General features: G+C 55.9%; 22 protein-coding genes and 1 riboswitch. Of the genes, 11 read left to right on the forward strand and 11 right to left on the reverse strand.

The window, feature by feature from the left end; translation table 11 throughout:
- Positions 1-66: 66 nt before the first annotated feature.
- Positions 67-1,548, forward strand: a complete 1,482-nt coding sequence (locus FIV46_RS06610) for an alkaline phosphatase family protein (RefSeq protein WP_139939689.1) — start codon at positions 67-69, stop codon at positions 1,546-1,548.
- 18 nt (positions 1,549-1,566) lie between these two features.
- On the opposite strand, the gene dapB is transcribed toward FIV46_RS06610, so the two are convergent.
- A complete protein-coding gene (dapB, locus tag FIV46_RS06615; protein ID WP_219845939.1) occupies positions 1,567-2,382 on the reverse strand; it encodes a 4-hydroxy-tetrahydrodipicolinate reductase in 816 nt (271 codons plus the stop codon).
- Positions 2,383-2,472: 90 nt separating this feature from the next.
- Between dapB and FIV46_RS06620 the strand changes: the two genes are divergently transcribed.
- Positions 2,473-2,985: a cupin domain-containing protein gene (locus tag FIV46_RS06620; RefSeq protein ID WP_181163082.1), complete on the forward strand. Its 513-nt coding sequence runs from the start codon at positions 2,473-2,475 to the stop codon at positions 2,983-2,985.
- Here the strand turns inward: FIV46_RS06620 and ccoS are convergent.
- The 8 genes from ccoS to ccoN form a co-directional block, all read right to left on the reverse strand.
- Positions 2,964-3,158, reverse strand: coding sequence for a cbb3-type cytochrome oxidase assembly protein CcoS (ccoS, locus tag FIV46_RS06625; protein WP_139939693.1), 195 nt, complete (start codon positions 3,156-3,158; stop codon positions 2,964-2,966). The two genes, FIV46_RS06620 and ccoS, sit on opposite strands and share 22 nt — an antisense overlap.
- A complete protein-coding gene (locus FIV46_RS06630) occupies positions 3,158-5,365 on the reverse strand; it encodes a heavy metal translocating P-type ATPase (protein WP_139939695.1) in 2,208 nt (735 codons plus the stop codon). Before FIV46_RS06630 ends, ccoS begins: the two co-directional genes overlap by 1 nt.
- Positions 5,365-5,868 carry a FixH family protein gene (locus tag FIV46_RS06635; RefSeq protein ID WP_139939697.1) on the reverse strand — a complete coding sequence of 168 codons (504 nt, stop codon included), beginning with the start codon at positions 5,866-5,868 and terminating at the stop codon, positions 5,365-5,367. The genes FIV46_RS06630 and FIV46_RS06635 overlap by 1 nt, the downstream gene beginning before the upstream one ends.
- Positions 5,868-7,397: a cytochrome c oxidase accessory protein CcoG gene (ccoG, locus tag FIV46_RS06640; RefSeq protein WP_139939699.1), complete on the reverse strand. Its 1,530-nt coding sequence runs from the start codon at positions 7,395-7,397 to the stop codon at positions 5,868-5,870. Before ccoG ends, FIV46_RS06635 begins: the two co-directional genes overlap by 1 nt.
- A gap of 129 nt (positions 7,398-7,526) precedes the next feature.
- Complete coding sequence (ccoP, locus tag FIV46_RS06645) at positions 7,527-8,390, reverse strand: cytochrome-c oxidase, cbb3-type subunit III (RefSeq protein WP_139939701.1); 864 nt, start codon at positions 8,388-8,390, stop codon at positions 7,527-7,529.
- 2 nt (positions 8,391-8,392) lie between these two features.
- Positions 8,393-8,548 carry a cbb3-type cytochrome c oxidase subunit 3 gene (locus FIV46_RS06650; protein ID WP_181163083.1) on the reverse strand — a complete coding sequence of 52 codons (156 nt, stop codon included), beginning with the start codon at positions 8,546-8,548 and terminating at the stop codon, positions 8,393-8,395.
- 21 nt (positions 8,549-8,569) lie between these two features.
- Positions 8,570-9,295 carry a cytochrome-c oxidase, cbb3-type subunit II gene (ccoO, locus tag FIV46_RS06655; protein ID WP_139939703.1) on the reverse strand — a complete coding sequence of 242 codons (726 nt, stop codon included), beginning with the start codon at positions 9,293-9,295 and terminating at the stop codon, positions 8,570-8,572.
- Positions 9,296-9,309: 14 nt separating this feature from the next.
- Positions 9,310-10,968: a cytochrome-c oxidase, cbb3-type subunit I gene (gene ccoN / locus FIV46_RS06660; RefSeq protein WP_139939705.1), complete on the reverse strand. Its 1,659-nt coding sequence runs from the start codon at positions 10,966-10,968 to the stop codon at positions 9,310-9,312.
- Positions 10,969-11,326: 358 nt separating this feature from the next.
- Here ccoN and FIV46_RS06665 point away from each other — a divergent pair, with 358 nt between their 5' ends.
- The 9 genes from FIV46_RS06665 (at position 11,327) to FIV46_RS06700 (ending at position 20,365) form a co-directional block, all read left to right on the forward strand.
- Positions 11,327-12,595: a dipeptidase gene (locus FIV46_RS06665; protein WP_139939707.1), complete on the forward strand. Its 1,269-nt coding sequence runs from the start codon at positions 11,327-11,329 to the stop codon at positions 12,593-12,595.
- Between the two features lie 192 nt (positions 12,596-12,787).
- A riboswitch (cyclic di-GMP riboswitch) is annotated at positions 12,788-12,871 on the forward strand.
- A gap of 13 nt (positions 12,872-12,884) precedes the next feature.
- Positions 12,885-13,058 (forward strand): hypothetical protein, encoded by a 174-nt coding sequence (locus FIV46_RS18065; protein ID WP_181163084.1) that lies wholly within the window; start codon positions 12,885-12,887, stop codon positions 13,056-13,058.
- Between the two features lie 747 nt (positions 13,059-13,805).
- On the forward strand, positions 13,806-14,591 hold the full coding sequence (locus tag FIV46_RS06670) for a DUF3450 domain-containing protein (RefSeq protein WP_139939709.1): 786 nt from the start codon (positions 13,806-13,808) through the stop codon (positions 14,589-14,591).
- On the forward strand, positions 14,588-15,961 hold the full coding sequence (locus FIV46_RS06675) for a MotA/TolQ/ExbB proton channel family protein (protein ID WP_139939711.1): 1,374 nt from the start codon (positions 14,588-14,590) through the stop codon (positions 15,959-15,961). The genes FIV46_RS06670 and FIV46_RS06675 overlap by 4 nt, the downstream gene beginning before the upstream one ends.
- 2 nt (positions 15,962-15,963) lie before the next feature.
- The gene (locus FIV46_RS06680) at positions 15,964-16,491 is read left to right on the forward strand and encodes a MotA/TolQ/ExbB proton channel family protein (RefSeq protein ID WP_181163085.1); all 528 of its coding nucleotides are present in this window, start codon (positions 15,964-15,966) and stop codon (positions 16,489-16,491) included.
- A 9-nt stretch (positions 16,492-16,500) separates the two neighbouring features.
- Positions 16,501-16,902 (forward strand): ExbD/TolR family protein, encoded by a 402-nt coding sequence (locus tag FIV46_RS06685; RefSeq protein ID WP_139939713.1) that lies wholly within the window; start codon positions 16,501-16,503, stop codon positions 16,900-16,902.
- Positions 16,899-17,504, forward strand: a complete 606-nt coding sequence (locus FIV46_RS06690) for an energy transducer TonB (protein ID WP_181163086.1) — start codon at positions 16,899-16,901, stop codon at positions 17,502-17,504. The genes FIV46_RS06685 and FIV46_RS06690 overlap by 4 nt, the downstream gene beginning before the upstream one ends.
- A gap of 21 nt (positions 17,505-17,525) precedes the next feature.
- Complete coding sequence (locus tag FIV46_RS06695) at positions 17,526-18,911, forward strand: tetratricopeptide repeat protein (RefSeq protein WP_181163087.1); 1,386 nt, start codon at positions 17,526-17,528, stop codon at positions 18,909-18,911.
- A 236-nt stretch (positions 18,912-19,147) separates the two neighbouring features.
- A complete protein-coding gene (locus FIV46_RS06700; protein ID WP_181163088.1) occupies positions 19,148-20,365 on the forward strand; it encodes an EAL domain-containing protein in 1,218 nt (405 codons plus the stop codon).
- A gap of 75 nt (positions 20,366-20,440) precedes the next feature.
- On the opposite strand, the gene FIV46_RS06705 is transcribed toward FIV46_RS06700, so the two are convergent.
- Positions 20,441-21,448: a protein phosphatase CheZ gene (locus FIV46_RS06705; protein ID WP_139939718.1), complete on the reverse strand. Its 1,008-nt coding sequence runs from the start codon at positions 21,446-21,448 to the stop codon at positions 20,441-20,443.
- Positions 21,448-21,834: a response regulator gene (locus tag FIV46_RS06710; RefSeq protein ID WP_139939720.1), complete on the reverse strand. Its 387-nt coding sequence runs from the start codon at positions 21,832-21,834 to the stop codon at positions 21,448-21,450. Before FIV46_RS06710 ends, FIV46_RS06705 begins: the two co-directional genes overlap by 1 nt.
- Positions 21,835-22,006: the final 172 nt, after the last annotated feature.

Below are 22,006 nucleotides of genomic sequence, written 5' to 3' on the forward strand. Positions count from 1 at the left end.
CAGATCAAGTTCATATTGCATGTGTCCCCCAAGTAGGCGGGCCGATAATTATTTAAGGATATTTCGATGAGTTTGAGCCGTGTTCTGAGCCGCCTGGGATGTGCGGCGGTTGTTACCCTTTCTGCTGCGGCCTGTGCGCCGGAAAAGCAGGTTACCGAAACACCGGTGATGGCGGCGAAGCCGAAAAATGTCATCCTGTTTATCGGTGACGGCATGGGGGTCAGCACCGTCACGGCGATCCGCATTTTCGAAGGCCAGCAGCGGGGCATGAGCGGCGAGGAAAATATCTTAAGCTGGGAGACTTTCCCCCGGGTGGCCCTGTCCAAAACCTATAACACCAACCAGCAGGTGCCGGACAGCGCCGGGACCGCCACGGCCATGTATACCGGTGTGAAAACCAAGGCCGGGGTGCTCGGAGTGGGACCGGAAGTGATCCGCGCCGATTGTGCGTCGACGCCGGGGACCGAGCTTGAAACCATCCTCGAACTGGCCGAGGAACAGGGCCTGTCCACCGGGGTGGTGACCACGGCCCGCCTCACTCACGCCACGCCGGGGGCCGCCTATGCCCATATTTCCGAGCGCGACTGGGAAGCCGACAGCGACATGCCGCAGGAACAGCGGGACCGGGGATGCAAGGATATTGCCCGACAGTTCCTGGACTTTGACAAAGGCGACGGGATCGAAGTGGCGCTGGGCGGTGGTCGCCGCAACTTTATTCCGTCCACCATGACCGATCCGGAATATGCCAATAAAGCCGGCGTCCGCAACGACGGCCGCAATCTGGTGCAGGAATGGCAGGCCAAACATCCGGACGGCGCCTATGTCTGGAACGAACAACAATTTGCCGCCATCGATCCGGCCACAACCAACAAGCTGCTGGGCCTGTTTGAACCGGCTCATATGCAATATGACTATGACCGCAAAAAAGACGGCGGCCATGAACCGTCGCTGGCGGAGATGACGGAAAAGGCCGTCAAAATGCTATCAAAGAATGACAAGGGCTTTTTCCTGATGGTGGAGGCGGGGCGTATTGACCACGGCCATCATGCCGGCCGGGCGGCCATGGCCCTCAATGACGGGGTTGCGCTGAACGAGGCGGTTAAAATGGCTGATCAGCTTACCAGTGACGAGGATACCCTGATCATCGTCACCGCCGACCACAGCCATACGCTGATGATTTCCGGCTATCCGACCCGCGGCAATCCGATCCTCGGCAAGGTGGTCGGCAATGACGAACACGGCAATCCGGAAAAAGCCTACGCCCTGATGGAAGACGGCAAACCCTATACCACGCTTGGCTACCTGAACGGGCCCGGCGGCATCTGGCCGAAAGATGACGATCATTACGCGCGTGAAGATCTCACCGATGTCGACACCACAGCGCCCGACTTCCACCAGCAGGCCCTGATTCCGCGCGAGAGCGAGACCCACGGCGGCGAGGATGTGGCCATCTATGCCAAGGGCGCCGGGGCGGAGAAAATCGGCGGTGTTATGGAGCAGAACCTGATCTTTGACGCCCTGAAACAGGCGCTGCCGTCAGAGAAATAAGAGAAGAGGGGCTGGGCGTTAGCCTTTGTCCAGCCCCAGCACGTCAAACATGTCGTAGAGCCCCGCTTGGCGGCCAAAGGCCCACAGCGCCGCCTTGAGCGCGCCGCGGGCGAAGATGGCCCGGTCGGTGGCTTTGTGGGTGAGCTCGACCCGTTCATCATAGGCATTGAAGCTGACGGTATGCTCGCCGGCCACATTGCCGCCGCGCAAAACGGCAAAGCCGATATCGCCCCGCCTGCGTTCGCCCGTGATGCCGTCGCGGACTTTGTCGGCCACGTCGTCCAGGTTGACGCCACGGCCCTGGGCGGCGGCCCTGCCCAGGCTCAGGGCGGTGCCGCTCGGCGCATCTACCTTGTGGCGGTGATGCATTTCCAGAATTTCGATATCGAAATCCTCATCCAGCATATGGGCGGCCTGGCGGGTCAGATAAAACAGCAGGTTGACCCCGAGCGAGAAATTGGAAGCATAGATCACCGGCACGAACTCGGCTGCGGTATTGACGGCGCGCTCGTCTTCTTCCGTCATGCCGGTGGTGCCGACGATATGGGCGGTGTCATATTTTTCCGCATAGGAACAATGCAGCCTGGTCGCGGTGGGACAGGTGAAATCAATCACAATGTCGGAGATCTTGAACAGGTTTTCCGCATTGTCGGAGATTTTCAGGCCGGTATCCTCGCCGCTGGCCGGATGGCGGATCGGGCTGCCGATCAGCGGGCTGTCATGACGTTCGGTGCCGCCGCTCAGGGAGGCCTGTTCACTGTCCAGCACTTCCCGGACCAGGGCCTGGCCCATGCGTCCGCCGCATCCGACAATACCGATTCTGATCTCTGACATTTTTGTGATCCTGTCCCAATTTATTCTTTGCTATAGTGCCTGTCTTAAATGATCTTGCGCCCGATGGGAAGAAAATATCAGGAGAAGAAAATGTCCGGGGATATAAACAAAGCGGTCAACAACATTGTACACGTGGACGACCTGGAATGGCGGGAAGTGAGCCATGGCGACAAATTCCACCTGTTCGGCAAGTCCTTTACCGTGCCGAGCGGCGCCCGGGAGCTGGGCTGCGGGTTTTTCCGCCTGCCGCCGGGCAAGCGCTCCTTCCCGGAGCATTATCATATGGCCAATGAGGAAGCGATCTATATCCTGAAAGGGGAGGGAACGCACATTTGCGGCGGCAAGGAGCACATCGTCCGGGAGGGCAACTTCATATCCCTGCCGCGGGGCGAGGATTATTCCCACCAGATGTATAACCACAGTGATGAGGATCTGGAATATCTCTGCATGTCGACCATGAAGGAGCCGGAGGTTGTGCTCTATCCCAAAAGCGGCAAGATGGGTGTTCTTGCCGGTAGCGCCCCGGGCGGGGACCCGGCCAATGTGGCGATAAGAAAGTTCTTTTATCCCCAGGAAGCCGGTTATTTCGACGGCGAGGACTGAGCCGGTCCGGCGTCGTCCTCTTCCTTTGCCATCTCGTCTTCCTCAAACAGGGCGCGGTAGCTGGCGCCTTCCAGGTCGTCATACTGGCCGGTCCGGAGCGACCACAGGAAGGCGCCAAGCCCGGCCAGGCCCATGAACAGGGCAATGGGAATCAGAAAAAGGATAATATCCATCAGGCATTCCCCTTGCTGCTGTACAGTCTGGCCAGGTTCAGCCGCAACGCGTTGAGGGTCACCACGATGCTGGAACCGGACATGGCCAGGGCGGCGATCAGCGGCGTGAGCATGCCGGCCGCGGCGAAGGGCACAGCCACCACATTGTAGGCGGCGGCGAAGGCAAAATTGACGAACACCAGGGTCCGGCTCTTGCGGGAGACCTGCAGGGCGCGGACCACAGTTTCCAGCCGTTGTGACTGGAAGATAAAGTCGGCGGCATTCTGGCTTACATCGGCGGCGGAACTGGGGGAGATGGAGACATGGGCCGCGGCCAGCGCCGGAGCGTCGTTAAGGCCGTCACCCACCATCAGCGGCTTCTTGCCGTTGGCTTTCAGCTCTTCCAGCACGGCGATTTTTTCCTGCGGCTTGAAGCCGGCGCGCCAGTTGTCGATGCCGAGCTCGGCGGCGACCTCACGCACCACATCCTCGCGGTCGCCGGACAGCAGGATCAGCTCCAGGCCATCCTTTTTCAGCCAGTTACAGACCTCGCTGGCGTCGCGGCGCAGCCGGTCGCGGAAGGCGAGGAACACAGGCGCTTCGCCCTCAACCGCCAGCCACAGTTCGCTGAAGCGGTTGTTCTCCACAGCGGTATCCGGCACCGAACACCAGCTGCGGTTGCCGAGGCGGACTTCGCGACCGTCGATGACCGCTTTCAGGCCCATGCCGGCTTCTTCATGCAGCGCGCTTTCGGTGGCGATGGTGGGAATGTCGCGTTCGTGGCAGGCGACAATCAGCGCCCGGCACAGCGGATGGGTTGACGATTTGGCGAGGCTTGCCGCCAGCTCCAGCCTGGCCGGCTCGATCTCGTCCGCATTGGCCAGCTCCGGCTGGCCCAAGGTCAGGGTGCCGGTCTTGTCGAATATTACGGTGTCCACTTCGGCCAGCCGCTCCAGCCCATCAGCGGCCTTGACCAGGATGCCCGACTTGAACAGCAGGTTGGAGGCTACCACCTGGACCACCGGCACGGCAAGGCCGAGCGCACAGGGGCAGGTAATGATCAGCACTGAAATGGCGGTGATCAGGGACTGTTCCCAGCCCACAGAGGAAAACAGCATCCAGCCAAGGAAGGTGAACAGCGCCAGCAGATGCACGGCCGGGGCATAGATCTTGGCCGCCTTGTCGGCCAGGCGCACATATTTGGCCCGGCCCTGCTCGGCGGTTTCCATCAGGGTGATGATTTCATCCAGCAGGGTCTTGCCGCTGAGCGCCGTGATTTTCACATCCAGCACCCCGTTCAGGTTCATGGTGCCGGCAAAGACCTCGGCCCCTTCCTCGGCCTTGACCGGCAGGGTTTCGCCGGTCACCAGGCTGGTGTCCACCTCGGACACCCCGCGCAGGATTTCCCCGTCCACCGGGATGCGGTCGCCGGGCATCACCCGCACCGTCTGGCCGGGGCGCAGCATCTCGAGGGGGCTCAGTTCCGTTTCACCATTGTCCAGCAGCAGGGTCGCGGTATGGGGCCGATAGGACATCAGGTTCTGGGCCATGCCTCTCGCGTGGTTGCGCATCTTGCGGTCCAGGTAGCGCCCGATCAGCAGGAAGAACAGCAGCATGACGGCGGCATCATAATAGGTATGCACGGCGCCCTGCATGGTTTCCAGCAGGCTCATGCCGCAGGCCAGGATCACGGCCAGCGAAATGGGTACATCCATATTCAGGGTGCCGGCCTTGACCGCGCCCCAGGCGGACCGATAGAAGGGCAGGCCGGCATAGGCTGCGGCCGGAAGAACCAGCAGGGCGGACAACCAGTGCATCAGCAGTCGGGTACTTTCCGCCATGTCGGACACATTGCCGGACCACACGGACACCGACAGCAGCATGACGTTGGCGGCAACGAAGCCGGCGACGGCCATGGAAATCAGCAGCTGGCGGCTTTCCTTGTCATTGGCCATCAGCGAAGGGTCGTCCTTGAACCGGAACGCGCGGAAGCCGATGTCCTTCAGGGTGTCGATCACCTGTTCGCTTTTGGACAGTGCCTCGTCCGACCCGGGTTGGTCGTCGTTGGCCCATTGCACCGCCAGGCGCTGGGTCGTCAGGTTGACCCGCGCATTGCGGATGGCCGGGTTTTTCTGCAGGGTGCCTTCAATTTCGCGGATACAGGACGGGCAGTGCAGCCCTTCCACCACAAAATGTTCGACTTCCGGTGATTTGAGAGGTTCAGCCATTATTTGCTCACGACAATACGATCCCTGAGTATATATTTAGTCTGGGCATCGGATTTTGCAACGGCTGTGATTTCCCACTCGCCGGGCAGCGGCAGATCGACCGGCGCTTCATAGACATAGAGCCCGTCTTTTTTCCCCGTCAGCGGCAGGGTGAGCTCGAAGTCATAGCCTTCGACCACCGGGCGGCGAAAACTGACCTGCAGGCCGCCGGGGGCCGCGGTATTTTCCGGATGGACCAGGCTGATCCCCAGGCTATCTCCCTTCTGTGCTTCGAGGGGAGAGGAGAAATGGAGTTTCCAGCCGGACAGTTTCTGTTTCTGGTCCTGCTCGATCTGCTCGTTATAGGCCAGGCCCTTGCGGTAGGGGTCTTCCGTCGACAGGCCGTTCCAGCTGTCCAGGGCCAGCCAGGCCATTACACCATTGACGGCAAAGACGATGAGGAAAAAACCGGTCAGCCACAAAAGGGCGGTTTTGCCGGTAAAGGGTTTTGACGTGTCCTCCATTATTTGGGCCCCTTGAAGTTGGTTTCCTGGATGTCGGACTCCGGTCCGTCGACGTCATGGACCTCAAAGGCGATATCCGTGCTCGGGCCCTCCAGATATTTACGGTGCGTGGAAATGTAGACCTTGACGGATCTCAGCCGGTCTCTCTCCACATGAACAACCGGAAGTCCGTCTTCAGTCATATCTGTCACGCCTTCGACCCGGATCTCATATTCCTTGAGGCCGGTAACATCGATGGAGAAATTCCTGTCGGCTCGCGACTTGTTGAGGATTTTCACGGTGTAGCCGTTACGAATATCGCCGCTTGAGAGCTGCACGAAGACCGGGTTGCGGTCACGCAATACGTTGACGTCCAGTTCAGCCCTGGTCAGCAGGGTATAAAGCATAAAGCCGCCGACCAAGAGAATCAGGGTGCTGTAGATGATTGTCCGGGGCCGGATGATATGGAATCGTTCCTTTTCGCCTTTGGCCCGGGCCTCGAAATTGGCGAGGCTGTCATAGGCGATCAGGCCGCGCGGGCGACCGATCTTGTCCATCACTTCGTTACAGGCGTCGATACAGAGTGAACACTGGATGCACTCCAGCTGCATCCCGTCACGGATATCGATCCCCTGGGGACAGACCACCACGCACTGGCGGCACTGGACGCAGTCGCCGCGACCTTCCCAGCTTTCGCCTTTTTTGTGCGGCCCGCGGGGCTCCCCGCGGTCATAGCGATACATGACCGCCAGTGAATCCTCGTCCAGCATTACGGACTGGATCCGCGGCCAGGGGCACATATAGGTACAAACCTGTTCCCTGGCGAAGCCGCCGAGCAGATAGGTGGTCGAGGTAAACAGCGCAATCCAGAAATAGACGGTGGAATCCGCCTCGAAATGGATCAGTTGCTTTGCAAGGGTCGGCGCGTCGGCGAAATAGAAGACCCAGGCCCCGCCGGTGGCCACCCCGATCAATAACCAGGTGAAATGCTTCATAAATTTTTTGCGGAACTTGTCAAAGCTCCACGGCGCCTTGTCGAGCCTGATCCGCTCGTTGCGGTCGCCCTCGAAAAACCGTTCCACCACCAGGAACAGGTCGACCCAGACGGTTTGCGGGCAGGTGTAACCGCACCACATGCGGCCGGCGGTGCTGGTGACCAGGAACAGGCCGATGGCGGCGAGTATGAGCAGCCCGGTGATATAATAGACCTCCTGCGGCCAGATCTCGATAAAGAAGAAATAGAAGCGGCGGCCCGGGAAGTCGATCAGGATTGCCTGATCCGGCAGGCCCGGTCCCCGATCCCAGCGGATCCAGGGGGACAGGTAATAAATGCCCAGGGTCACAATCATGATGACCCATTTGATATTGCGGAAGGTGCCGCGGGCCCGCTTCGGATAAATCTGTTCCCTTTTCTTGTAAAGGGAGCGTTCCTCGGGACGGTTGACCGGTTCAACTTTCGCCCGTTCCACTTCCGGATGCGGGGTAATCGAGTGGGGGGCGGGGGCCGGACGCGGATTTTTTCCGTCCGGAGTCTGAGGCTGGTTTGCCATACTGAATGCCTTTTAAATAATGGATACCCTGTTTTCAGTCCGGGGCCCGCGGTGACCTGCTGTTGTCACTCCGACTTTTTTAGCCCTCCCCGCAGAGGTGTCATCTCGCAGGTCCCGGATTATGATCTTTTATTCGCCGCCGCCAAGTGAGTGAACATAGACGGCGAGGCTTTTAATGGTTGCCGGATCAAGACGTCCCGCCCATGTCGGCATCACACCGGCACGGCTGTTGGAAATGGTGGCATAGACTGTGTCGTAGTCACCGCCATACAACCAGATACCATCGGTCAGGTTGGGGGCGCCCAGTTCCTGGATGCCCTTGCCGTCTTCACCATGGCAGGAGGCACAATTTTCCTCGAACAGGACCGCGGCGCCTTCCGGTGCCTTAATGCTGTCGTCACTCAGGGAAAGTACATAGTTGGCCAGGTCGGACACCTGTTCCTTGTCGAGAATTTCGTCCTTCAGGAAGGCCGGCATGCTGTTCATACGGGTGTCGTCATGCACGGAGCGGATTCCGACGGTAATGGTTTCGTGGATGTCCTCCAGGGTGCCGCCCCACAGCCAGTCGTCGTCGTTCAGGTTGGGGTAGCCAAAGCCGCCGGAAGCGCCCGAGCCGTGACAGCCGGCGCAGTTGTCGCCGAACGCCGCCTTGCCGCCGGCCATGGCGAATTCCATCAGCTCCTGGGTGTTCTTGATGGTCTCCAGGTCGGCGGTCAGCAGGGCCTGTGCCCTGGTGGCGCGATCTGCATGCATGGCTTCCACTTGCTCGTTCACTACGGCGCGCTGGGAATAACCCAGAACCCCCGTGGTATAGTCGCTGATCATCGGCCAGGCCGGCATAACAATCCAATAGCCGATTGCCCAGACGATGGAAACCAGCCAGGTCCAGACCCACCAGCGGGGCAGGGGGGTATTCAGTTCCTTGATCCCGTCCCATTCATGTCCGGTTGTTTCCACACCGCTGACATTGTCGATTTCAGGTTTATTACTCATGTCTATTCCTCATCCAGTGGTGCGCGAGAAGCTTTGTTGAATTTGTCCCTGTTGCCGGGCCATAGCGCGTACGCCACTATGCCCACGAACAGGACAAGAAACAGGACCAGGCCCCAGGTCTGGGCGAAAGTCGAGGCATCGTGATGTGTAATATCCATCTTCTTTCTCCTTTCCCGGGCCTAGCGCCGGTTCTCTTCCTCGTTGTAGAGGTCGAAATCAACAAGCGTTCCCAGCATCTGTAGATAGGCGATCAGGGCGTCAAGCTCGGTGACTTTTTCGGGGTTGCCGTCAAAATCCCGCACTTTCGCACCCGGGTAGCGTTCCATCAGACCATCGTAACCATCGCTATATTCGTCAAGCTGTGACACCAGGTCCGCTTTTGCATTGGCGATCATTTCTTCTGTATAGGGAACACCCGCAATCTGGTTTGCCTTCAGGTCCTTTTCGATGGTGTTGTACTTGAGTTCCGTGGTTGCCAGGAACGGATAGCCCGGCATGATGGATTCGGGCACGACCTGCCGCGGATCGACCATATGAGCCCGGTGCCATTCATCGGAATATTTATTGCCGAGGCGGGCCAGATCCGGACCGGTACGTTTGGACCCCCACTGGAACGGGTGGTCATACATGCTTTCCGCGGCCAGGGAATAATGACCGTAGCGTTCCACCTCATCACGGGTGGAGCGGATCATCTGGGAATGGCAGGTGTAGCAGCCTTCCCGGACGTAGATGTTCCGGCCGGCCAGTTCGAGCGGGGTGTAGGGACGCATGCCCTTCACCTTTTCGATGGTGCTTTCCAGATAGAACAGGGGGGCGATCTCGATGATGCCGCCGATAGAGACGACAATCAGGATCCCGATCACCAGAAGAATGGAGTTCTTCTCAAAAATTTCATGTTTAAACATAGGTCCATTCCTCCTTATTCAGCCATTGCCGGCTTCATAGCCGGTTCTGATGCTTTGGCTTCACCTTCGCCCCTGACGGTCATCCACAGGTTATAGATCATGATCAGGGCGCCCAGGACGAACAACAGGCCGCCAGTGGCGCGGATGATATAGTAGGGATGCATCGCTTCCACGGTTTCCACGAAGGAATATTCAAGGAAGCCGAGTTCGTTGTAGGCTCTCCACATCAGGCCCTGCATGATCCCGGAGACCCACATGGCGGTGATGTAGAACACGATGCCGACGGTGGAAATCCAGAAGTGCCAGTTCACCAGCTTCAGGGAATACAGCGCCGGGCGTTTCCACAGCCAGGGCACCAGGCAATAGATGGCGCCGAAGCTGACATAGGCCACCCAGCCGAGCGCACCGGAATGCACATGGCCGATGGTCCAGTCGGTATAGTGGCTGAGACCGTTCACCGCCTTGATGGACATCAGCGGGCCTTCGAAGGTGCTCATGCCGTAGAAGGCAACGGAGACCACCAGCATTTTCAGGACCGGGTCGGTGCGCAGTTTGTCCCAGGCGCCGGACAGCGTCATCAGGCCGTTGATCATGCCGCCCCAGGACGGCATCCACAGCATGATGGAAAAGGTCATGCCCAGGGTCTGCGCCCAGTCGGGCAGGGCGGTGTAATGCAGGTGGTGCGGTCCGGCCCAGATATAGATGAAAATCAGGGCCCAGAAGTGGATGATGGACAGCCGGTAGGAATAGACCGGCCGTTCCGCCCGCTTGGGTACGAAGTAATACATCATGCCCAGGAAGCCGGCGGTGAGGAAGAAGCCCACCGCGTTATGGCCGTACCACCATTGCGTCATGGCGTCCTGGACACCGGAAAAGAGAATATAGCTTTTCGGTTCGGTCCAGGAGACAGGGATCGTCAGGTTGTTGACGATATGCAGCATGGCGATGGTGACGATAAAGGCCAGATAGAACCAGTTGGCCACATAGATGTGCGATTCCCGGCGCTTGGCGATGGTGATCAGGAAAACCAGGAAATAAACAACCCAGACAATGGTCAGCCACAGGTCAACATACCATTCCGGTTCGGCATATTCCTTGGACTGGGTGAACCCCATCAGGTAACCGGTCGCCGCCAGCACGATAAACAGCTGATAGCCCCAGAACACGAACCAGGGTGCGATTTCCCCGGCCAGGCGAACCTTGCAGGTGCGCTGAACCGCATAAAAGGAGGTGGCGATCAGGGCATTGCCGCCGAAGGCGAAGATCACCGCCGAGGTATGCAGCGGGCGCAGCCGACCGAAATTGGTGAATTCCGTATCAAAATTCAGTACCGGGAAAGCAAGCTGCCAGGCGATCATGTCGCCGGCCAGGAACCCGGCCAGGCCCCAGAAGATGGTGGCGATGACCCCGGCCTTGACAATGCCGTCATTGTAGAAGACCCCGGCGGGCGAAGGTTCAGCCTTTACCCGGTTACCCTTGTTGAAGCCGAGATTGAAAACGGCGATGATGCCCAGAATGAAGCAGGCCAGCATAACGAAGGCGTGGATCTGGAAGGGGGTTGAAGTTGTCTGTGCTGCGATGAGCAGTGCGATCACGGCGCCGATCCCAAGCCCCAGGGATGTGAGCCATTGTGCCAGTGGACTGACAGCAGGTGGTGTAGGTTGGGTTGTCATGTACAAACCTGTCTTTTTAGTGAATTTGAATTCGCATAGTGTGTTGTACTGTTGATGCCGGTAAAGATAAAAACTCCAGGATCATCAGCACTCGGATAGGACATACGTCCTTTTACTTCATTGATATACGTCAATCGGGCAGCAGGGAGGATAAAAAAACGGTCGGAACGACTGTTTTTTTGGAGGGACACGGATAATAGTTGTGAACTGGCCAAACCCTTAATTCCCTGAGTCACTTAAAGTTTATTTATGACAGCAAGTACTTGCCTTGCCGGACTGAGAAACTACAGTTATCATATGCCAAATATGACTATTACTGCAAGATATCTAATATAAATCATACGGGGAAGTCAGAATTATGAATACAGTAAAGAGATTTCGGGCGGCCAGCAGCCTTCGTTCCGCCATGGTCGCGGCAATCATTGCGTTGTGCTGTGTGCCGGGCGCTTCTCCCGGTTTTGCGGCTTCCCCTGAGGCGGACGTTCATGACCGGATATTCACCCTCGACAGCCATGTGGATATTCCGTTCAACTATACGGAAACACCGGAAACGGACCCCGGCAAGGCCACGGATATGCAGGTGGACCTGGGTAAAATGGACAAGGGGGGACTCGATAGCGGCTTTTTTATCGTCTATGTGGGGCAGACTGAAAGAACGCCGGAAAATTATGCCAAGGCCAAGGCGGACGCCCTCCAGAAATTCAGCCTGATTCATCGGATGACCGACCAGTTCTACCCGGATCGCATCGGGATGGCCTACCATCCGGCCGACGTGGAAAAAATCGCGGCCAGCGGACGCAAGGTGGCGATGATCGGGATCGAGAACGGTTTTGTGATAGGCAAGGATCTTTCCTTGCTGCGGAAATATTATGATCTCGGCGGCCGCTATATGACCCTGGCCCATATGGGACACAATGATATCTGCGACACTTCCACCCCCAATGCAGAACTGGGCGACGGGCCGGAGGAACACGGCGGCCTCAGCGCCTTCGGCCGTGAAGTCATTGACGAGATGAACCGGCTCGGCATGATGGTGGATGTGTCCCATATTTCGGAAAAGTCCATGCGCCAGGCCGTTGCCTATTCAAAAGCGCCGGTGATCGCGTCCCATTCCAGCGTGCGGGCCCTGGCGGATCATCCGCGCAACCTGACCGACGACCAGATGCGTCTGCTGGCCAAGCACGGCGGCGTGATGCAGATCGTCGCCCTTAGCGCCTATATCAAGGTCGACCCGGCCCGGCATGCCGCTTATGACGCGCTGGAGCAAAAAGTCGCCGCTCTCTATAAGGACGACAACCTGGACGAGGATGCGCTTTATGAGACTCCTGAAATGAAGCAGGGGCTGGAACAACTGGACCGGGATCATCCCCCGGCGACAGTCAGCCAGTTCGTGGATCACATTGACCATGCCGTCAAGGTCATGGGTGTTGATCATGTGGGCATCAGTTCCGATTTCGGCGGCGGTGGCGGGATTACCGGCTGGAACAATGCCGCCGAGACCGGGAACATAACCCGGGAGCTTCTCGCCCGGGGCTACAGCGAGGAGGATATCGCCAAGATATGGAGCGGCAATCTTCTCCGGGTCTGGCGCGACGTGGAGGCCGTGGCCGGGAAGTCCGCAAACTGAAGCCGCCCGCGGTCGGACGGCGGTGTCTCAATCTTGCCTTAATCGTATCGTTATAATGTAACCCTTCGGTCGGGATGGCCGCAGAGGTGCTGATGGAGCGAATTTGTCTAAAATTTTATGAGATTGTTTACAACCTTTTTAGATGTTCCATTTACAGTTCAAGATACCAGACAAGTTGAGTTGGAATATCTCTGGTGACAATGGCAAACCGTCGGCAACGGCGGGACGCAAAACCACTGGTCCCTGAACAGGCTCAGGGATAGCAGGGCTGCCGCAAGGAGACATGAAGATGGCACGCAGTAAAATGACAACAGAATTTTCAGCCAAAGACGATTTTGAGTACAAACAGGAACTGGCTTACCAGATGGTAAAAAGATTCGGCCTGGCCGCCGCCCGCCAGACCTGTATTGAAAACAGATGGCACGGCGTTCTTGAAGCCGTGAATTCCGTACGTACCCATTAGTAGAGGGGCGTTCACTTGGTTTAACCGGGGCGGCTGAGTGGTGTCGTGCCGGCAGCCTTTCGGCAGGTAAAATGTGGGAAGCAGCACCTTCGGGCGTGCTGCTTTTTTTATTTTGACGTTGTTCAGGCGGGACTAATGGATCGGAATGATTCTTTCCCGCGAAGCGTCCTGTTTAAAATTTATTTCGCAAAACAGGGCCCGGAGCTCCATCTTTTGCGCGGGAATGGGCCCGTGTTTTGAGGTGACCGGGATGGTTTTGGGCATTTTATTTTTCAAGCTAACACACTGAAAAAATGTAATTATTGCCATTATTGACAGGCTGCCTGGGGGTGCCCTTTATGGTTTCAAAATTATAAAATATAGTTTTTTTTAGGTTTGCTACTAAGCAGGTCTTGAAAAGCATGCAGTTTTTGGGATAGTGTGACGCACAGTCTGTGAGGTGTAGGTCCGGATCGTCGGGCCAAAAAATAAATACGGACATAAAAAAGCTCAGCAAGAGTGACCGTATTTAGCGGATTAAATTGTTTTAAGACTCTTCTTATTCGAGACCATCGGATAAAAGGAGGGCTTATTTAGAATTGTGTACAAGGGGACGAGTATGAAGGATGCAGGCCTGGAAATGCGGGAGACGACTATATGTGTCTCTTGCCAGGACAATTCCCGATGCCATACGAAATCTCTGACTACATATTATGCCATATTGGATGGTTCAATTTTTACAACCCATAAAAAGCTGTAGGAAGACGCATGATTAAGCACCGAGTAAGAACTATAGTTCTTTCCGCCGCTGCTGCTGGAGCCCTTGTTCTGGGCATTGGCGCTGCGGGTGCAACCGAGTTGCAGGATGTCCTCAAGGAAGGCGAAGCTGCAAACAAGATTGCACAGGAGTCACAAAAACGCATCGACGGAATTGTTGAAGAAACCGACAAAATTGTCGCCCAATACAAAGCCGTTGTTAAAACTGTCGAAGGTCTGAAGATCTATAATGCTCAGTTGCAGCGTCAGATTGACAACCAGAAAGCCATGATGGAAGACCTGAATGCCTCCATCAAACAGGTTACCTATGTGAAGCGTCAGATTACGCCGACCATGGTGAAAATGGTTGATGCTCTGGAGCAGTTCGTGAAGCACGACATTCCGTTCCAGAAACAGACACGTCTCGATTCCATTGAACGCCTGAAAGAGCTGATGGATGATCCGTCTGTGGACGCTTCCGAGAAATTCCGCAGCGTGTTCGAGGCTTATCAGATCGAGAGCGATTACGGTCGCGCCCTCGTATCCTATACCGACTCCATCGATGTTGACGGAACTTCCCGCGAGGTTGAGTTCCTGCAGATCGGTCGCGTGGCTCTGGTATACCAAACCAAAGACGGAAAAATTTCCGGCGCCTGGAATAAAGATACCAAGCAGTTCGAAATTCTGCCTGATTCTTACAATTCCTCCATTGCTCAGGCTCTGAAAGTGGCAAACAAACAGGCTGCTGCTGACAGGCTCCTGAAACTTCCCATTCTGGCACCGGAGCAGGCGAAATGAAGAAACTGATTACAATTATTCTTGCTGTTGCTTTTGGCGGACTTGCCGCAACAGCTTCGGCCCAGCAGCCGGCCCAGAACCTGGACGAGCTCCTGGAAATGGTTAAACAGGGCAAGATCAACGAGACTGCCGAACATCGCAAGCGTGAACAGGAATTTCTGGCCCGCAAGGCAGACCAGCAGAAACTGCTGCAGCAGGCTGAAGCTGAACAGCGCGCCGAAGAGCGTCGCTCCGATCGCCTGGAAGCTGAATTCAACGCCAATGAAGAAAAGCTGGCCCAGCTCCAGGAAGAGCTGTCCAACGAACTCGGTGCCCTGAAGGAACTGTTCGGTGTGCTGCAGCAGGTATCCGGTGATGCCCGCGGTATCTTCGACGCTTCCATCATCAGCGCCCAGTATCCGAACCGTGAGGAATTCCTGGATGAGCTGATTCAGAAAACCGCTTCCAGCTCCAAACTGCCGACCATCGAGGAAATCGAGCGTCTGTGGTACGAAGTTCAGCGTGAAATGACTGAATCCGGCAAGGTGGTTAAGTTCAACACCACCGTTCAGTATCCGGACGGTTCCACCGAAGACAAGGAAGTTGTCCGTGTCGGTACGTTTAACCTGGTGTCTGACGGCAAATACCTGGAGTGGAGCGCCGGTGCAAAACGTGTGAGCGAACTGGTGCGCCAGCCGGCTGAGCGTTTCCGGAGCACTGTGTCCGACCTGCAGTCAGCAACCGATGGCTTCACTGCCTTCGCGCTTGACCCGTCACGCGGTTCAATCCTGGCCCTGCTGATCCAGACACCGTCCATCGGCGAGCGTATTGACCAGGGTGGTACCATTGGTTACCTGATTCTTGCAATCGGTGCAGTCGGCCTGCTGCTGATCATCTATTGCTTCGTGACCCTGTTCTCTGCCAACAGCAAGGTTAAAAAGCAGATCCGCAGCGATGTGGTCAGCACAGACAACCCGCTTGGCCGTGTGCTCAGTGTATATGACGCCAACAAAACCGTTGACGTTGAAACTCTCGAACTGAAACTGGATGAAGCCATTCTGAAAGAGACACCTGCTCTCGAGCGCTTCCTGGTTATGATCAAAATCATCTCCGCCGTTGCCCCGCTCATGGGTCTGCTCGGTACGGTGACCGGTATGATCGTGACCTTCCAGTCCATGACCCTGTTCGGTACAGGTGATCCGAAACTGATGGCTGGTGGTATCTCTCAGGCTCTTATGACAACCGTGCTTGGTATCGTGGTGGCTCTGCCGACCCTGTTCCTGCACAGTGTTGTTGCAGGCATGAGCAAGCGGGTGATCCATACTCTGGAAGAACAGAGTGCCGGTATCATCGCCGTTCATGCAGAGCAGCAGTCCGGTAAAGGAGCCTGATCATGACGCCCCTGATTGAAGCATTCGAGTTGGTGCGGGATTTTATGGAACGGGGTGGCCCGATCCTGACCTGGATCTTTCTCGTAATCACCTTGATCTGGGGGCTGGTTTTCGAGCGTCTGGTATATTTCAAAACCGGACATCGCAAGCAAGTGAATGAAGTAATGGGAACCTGGGAAGCTCGCACCGAGCGGACTTCCTGGTTCGCCCACAAAATTCGCGAAGCTATGATCAGCCAGGTGACCATGGACCTGCGAGGCACAATCCCCCTGATTAAAACTCTGGTGGCTGTGTGTCCTCTCCTGGGTCTTCTGGGTACCGTAACCGGAATGATTGAGGTCTTCGACGTGATGGCCCTGTTGGGAAGCGGTAATGTACGCGCCATGGCGGCGGGTGTATCCAAAGCCACGATCCCGACAATGGCCGGAATGATCGGTGCCCTGTCCGGCGTGTTTGCCTCCTCTTACCTGGAGAACCGCGCCAACAAGGAAGCCGAAATGCTCGAAGATCACTTAACTATGGATCATTAAGAGAGAGCCATGCGAAAACATGCTGCAAAAAGTCAGGATGATGCAACTATCGATATGACGCCGATGCTCGACATCGTGTTTATCATGCTCATCTTTTTTATTGTAACGGCAGCCTTTGTAAAAGAGGCCGGTATCGACGTAAACCGGCCTCAATCCTTAACCGCTGTGCCTCAGACCAAGGCGAACATCATGATTGCGGTCAGCAGTCAGAATGAAGTCTGGATGCAGAAGAAACGCGTTGACGTGCGGGCAATCCGTGCCAACGTGGAGCGGCTGCGGGCGGAAAACCCGGAAGGAACAGTGGTGATCCAGGCCGACAGGGAAGCCAAGGCCGGTATCATGACAGACGTTGTTGATGCCGTTCGGGCCGCCGGCGTAATGGATTACGTAGTATCGACGAGGGAACAATGATAGCAAGATATACAGTAGCGTTTGGATTCGCCGTTCTGGTTACTTTTGCGTTGTTCTTCGCGATGCAGTTGCTGATTGCGATGAGCGGAAAGCCGAATACCCAGAAAGGTGTGAATATTCGCGTCGAGATCGCGGATGTTCGTAAGGCCCGTGAGGTGGAACAGAAAGTCCGCAAGCCGGACAAACCTGAAGAGGTTGAAACTCCGCCGGAAACCCCCGACATCGAGATGGATACCAACCTGAACAGCGTTCAGACCGGTTTTGAAATCGGTGCAGCCCAGGTTGATACAGGTATCCAGGTGGCTGGTACAGGCGGCTTTGCTGCCAGTGACGGTGACTATCTGCCGATCGTTAAAGTGGCGCCGGTTTATCCGCGTCGCGCTGCGGAACGCGGTATCGAGGGCTATGTGATTCTTGAATTTACAGTGACCAAGAACGGTACGGTGAAAGATATTGTTGTTGTGGAAACCACCAGCAGTCTGTTCAACCGCGCCGCCATCAAGGCCGCCGAGAAATTCAAGTACAAACCCAAAGTGGTTGACGGCCAGCCGGTAGATGTTGCCGGCGTGCTGCACAAAATCACATTTGAACTCGAGAAGTAGAGAGGAGGAGTCGTAATGACCATGAGTAATTTTGCGAAGACCCTTTTCTCCGCTTCAGCATTGTCTGCTGCTCTGCTGGTTGCGCCGGTAACCGCGTCTCTGACCGGTCAGGCCGTGGCAGCGGAGAAGGAAGAAAGCAAATACGCCACCCGCAAAACCCGCAAAACTCCGGCCATGCGCCTGAAAGTGGGGAATGCCCTTGGTGAAGCCCAGGCATTTGCCGAACAGGAAAACTGGGCGGAAGCCGAGAAGGTTCTTGAAAAGGAGCTGGGATCCAAGCTTGATAGCCTGAACAGCTATGAGCGGGCTCAGTATTACAACTTCAAGGGTTTCCTGGCCTACAGCAAGGAAGACTATAACGGCGCCATTACGGCATATAACAATGTACTGCGTCAGGAAAACCTGCCGCCGGCCCTGGAAGACAATGTGATCTATACCATGGCCCAGCTGTACTTTGTGATGGAGGACTATCAGAAGTCCATCGACTATATGAACCGCTGGATGGAGTATCAGGAAGCACCGAGCGAAAATGCCCTGGTGATTCTTGGCCAGGCCTATTATTCGCTGGGTGACAAGAAGAATGATAAGTCCTACTACAAGAAGGGTATTCCCTATATTGAGCAGGCTATCAAGATGTACCAGGACAAGGGTAAAGAGCCCAAGGAAAACTGGTACCTTCTGCTTCGTGTGATGTATTTCGAACTCAAGGACTATCGGACTGTAACCGATATTCTCGAGCTTCTGGTCAGCAAATGGCCGAAGAAGGAATACTGGATCCAGCTGGCCGGGATGTATGGTGAACTTGCCAACCAGCCTGGCGTCGGCAAAAAAGAGCGCGATGAGCTGGAGAAGGAGCAGTTGACTGTTTACGAAACGGCTTATCGTCAGGGGTTCCTGAAGAAGGAATCCGAACTGGTGAATATGTCCCAGCTGTTCATGTATCATGAAATTCCCTACAAGTCCTCCAAGGTTCTGGACAAGGGCATCAAGGAAGGGACTGTAGAGAAAACCAAGAAGAACTGGGAATATCTGTCCCAGGCCTTCATCAACGGCCAGGACTACCAGAAAGCCCTGATGCCGCTGCGTAGGGCAGCGGAACTGTCCGGGGACGGTGATCTCTATATGCGTCTGGGCCAGGTCTACATGCAGCTGGATGACTACGAAAATGCGGCCAAATTCATCGGTCTTGCCATCGACAAAGGCAAGCTGAAACGTGAAGACACCGCACATGTAGTCCGCGGCATGGCTTACTTCAACCTTGGACAGCTGGACAAGGCCCGCAAGGAATTTGAAGAAGCGCGCAAGTTCGAGCGCAGCCGCAAGATGGCCAACAAGTGGATTTCCTATCTGTCTAAAGAAGCCAAACGGCTTGCAGACATCAAGGAGTTCCTTGGCGGCAAGAGCTGAGGCTTTTTACAGAATGCAGAAAGGGCGGTTTTCCAACCGCCCTTTTTTGTGCCTGCAGCGGGGAAACGGGCGGTTTTAAACCTGCAGACTGTCCGGCAATATTCAGAATACTTGATCCTGCAAAATAACTCATTTATCGTAACGGGATAACACCGGGGCAATTGCGAAACAGAGGGGATGTAATCCGCCATCGTCTGCAGCCAGCAGGTCCGAACCAACGGATTATGAGACAGTATATGAATATTTTGGCGCATATTCTGATTTTGGCAAGTTATGCCGTTGTTGCCGTTCTGGTCTATCTCGTCAGTCCCGAAATCTTTACGTCGATGGCGCCGGGAACATCGATGGTGCTGGGCGCCGCAGTATTTCTGGTTTCCATGCAGTTGCATGGTCTCTATATCTTCCGTATGGGGCGGCAGGATATGGCCAGCAGGCTGATGGACCTGCATCAGGATTACCAGATGAGCCTTGACCGGCTCGAGGAAGTGCGGCTCGAACTGCAGAAACATGAAGAGAAGATCAACCGCGCCGACTTCAGCCAGAATGCGGAAATCATTTCCGAGATGCGGGTCCTGCAGACCCTGCTGAACCAGGTGGTGGAGAAATCCGGCAAACGGCTCACCGATCATGTGGCGAATGAGGAGCTCGCCCGCCAGATTTCCTCCAGTTCGCTGGGGACGGGACTGGCAGACCAGGAAGGCCGGGATCGCAGCGATGAGGAGATCCTGCGGATCATGCATTACGCGCTGGAGGACAACAGGGTGGACCTGTACCTGCAGCCCATCGTCGCTCTGCCGTCCCGGCGGGTGGTCTATTTCGAGGCCTATTCCCGGGTGCGCGACGAACGCGACAATGTGATCTTTCCCAGTCAGTATATTCAGCTGGCGGAAGACAGCGGTCTGGTGGGCACGCTGGATAATTTATTGCTGTTCCGCTGTATCCAGGTCATCCGCCGGCTTGGGCCGCGTAAACCTGACCTGCGCTTCTTCTGCAATATTTCTTCCGTCTCCCTCAATGACCAGGAATTTTTCCCGCAGTTCATTGACTTCATGCTCGAGAACCACGAACTGGCGGACCGGCTGGTGTTTGAATTTTCGCAACAGGATGTGATGCGGCATTCGGCGACGGTCGCCCGCAGCCTGGCCTCCCTCGGGCGGCGCGGCTTCCGGTTTTCCATGGACAAGGTTTTTGACTATAATATTGATCTCGGCGACCTGGCGTCCCGCTATTTCCGTTATGTGAAAATGGATGCCGGCGCCTTGCTGGAGCAGGAAGCGGATATTCATCCCGACGATATCAAGGAGGCCTTCGCCCGCTATGATATCGACCTGATTATCGAGAAAATCGAAGACGAGCAGACCATTCTCGAGGTGCTCGATTTCGGCATGGACTTCGGACAGGGTTATCTGTTCGGCGAGCCCCGGCTCAGCAGCGATCCCTCTCTCAACCTGTAATTCGGTAGAGTCAGAAAAAAACTGCCGGTGTTGTGGCCGGCAGTGTCGTTACAGTTTTCTGTGGTGTGTAAGTTGTTACCCGAACAGGGCGTCAATATCTTCCTGGGAGGTTTTGCCGGTTGCCTTAGCGTCCAGCGCGGCCTCCGGGTCTTCTTCATAGACCTTCTTGGCAAAAACCTTGGGTGTTTTCTTTACGGCTGGCTTTGCGGCCACGGGGGCAGGTGCCGGTTCCGGTGCGGGATCCGCCGCCGGTGCGTCTTCCGCAAACAGGGCGTCGATATCGTCCGCGTTCAGTTCCTCAGGAACGGCTTCAGGTTCCGGCTCAGGTGTGGCGTCGGCGGCCGGGGCATCTTCTGCAAACAGGGCGTCGATGTCGTCCGCATCCAGCTCTTCCTGGACAGGGGGTTCTTCTTCGGCTTCGACGGCTGCTTCTTCCGTTGCTTCGCCGTTCAGAAGCGCATCGATTTCGGTCTGGTCAATGCCTTCGCCTTCCAGGGCCGGGCCATTGAGCAGAGCCTTGTTCTCATCAATTTCCTCTTCGTCCCTGGCGGCCTTGGCCACATCATCTTCCTGGATGCCGAGGATGTTGATCAGCCGGTCAATCCGGTCCTCCACATACTCGAGGGTGCGCACCACTTTGCTGATGCGCTGGCCGGTGATATCCTGGAAAGAACAGGCTTCAAAGATCTGCATAACCGCATCATGCACGGTGGCCTGGAACGCTTCCGCATCGTCGGTTTCAGCAGACATAATCCGCTCCGCTGATTCCATGATGGTGTTGGTCGCGCTTTCGGTCTGCTGGACAATAGCTTCGAGTTCCTGTCCGGCCCGGGGAATCTGGGCGCTGTCGGAATGTTCCGGCGACAGGGAGGCGATTTCCGCCTTGGCATCATTGATATAGTCAGCCAGGGACTGACACTCCTGATACAGCGTCAGGTCAATGGAGCGGAAATAACTCTCGGTAGACCGCATGAGGACTTCCGTCAGCGCAGCCACATCCGGCAGGGAAACAGGATGGTGGTCGCCCTGTCGCAGTTTGTCGACAAGCGGACTGATATGGTCAGGCAGCAGACCCGAACCCATTAGAAGTCTCCAAGTACGCTGACCAGTTTTGTTTTCAGGGTCGCTGCGTTAAATGGTTTGACGATATAGTTGTTCACACCGGCTTTTTTGGCGGCGATCACGTTATCGGTCTTGGATTCAGCAGTAACCATGATAAAGGGAACAGCCTTCAGCATTTCATCGGAACGAACTTCTTTCAGCAGTTCATATCCGGTCATCGGCTCCATGTTCCAGTCGGAAATGACCAGGCCATAGTTTTTGGACCGCATTTTGTTCAGGGCTTCTGAACCGTCGCTGGCTTCGTCCACATTCTGGAAACCCAGCTGTTTCAACAGATTCCTGATAATACGCAGCATGGTTTTGTAATCATCCACGATCAGGATAGGCATTGACATTTCTACAGCCATTCTTTTCCCCGCTCCTCAAGCTAACAGGTTGGAAATCTTTAACTACGCGAATTTCCGGCTTCTCCGGACATTCACCCGATACAAACTAGCTGCAGTGATTAAAAAAAGGGTTAATAGAACAGGGGGCTTTCGTTTTTTTTTACATTGGTATATGGTGCAGCGCAAAATTTTT

The organism is Emcibacter nanhaiensis (assembly GCF_006385175.1).
In the GTDB taxonomy this organism is placed as follows: domain Bacteria; phylum Pseudomonadota; class Alphaproteobacteria; order Sphingomonadales; family Emcibacteraceae; genus Emcibacter; species Emcibacter nanhaiensis.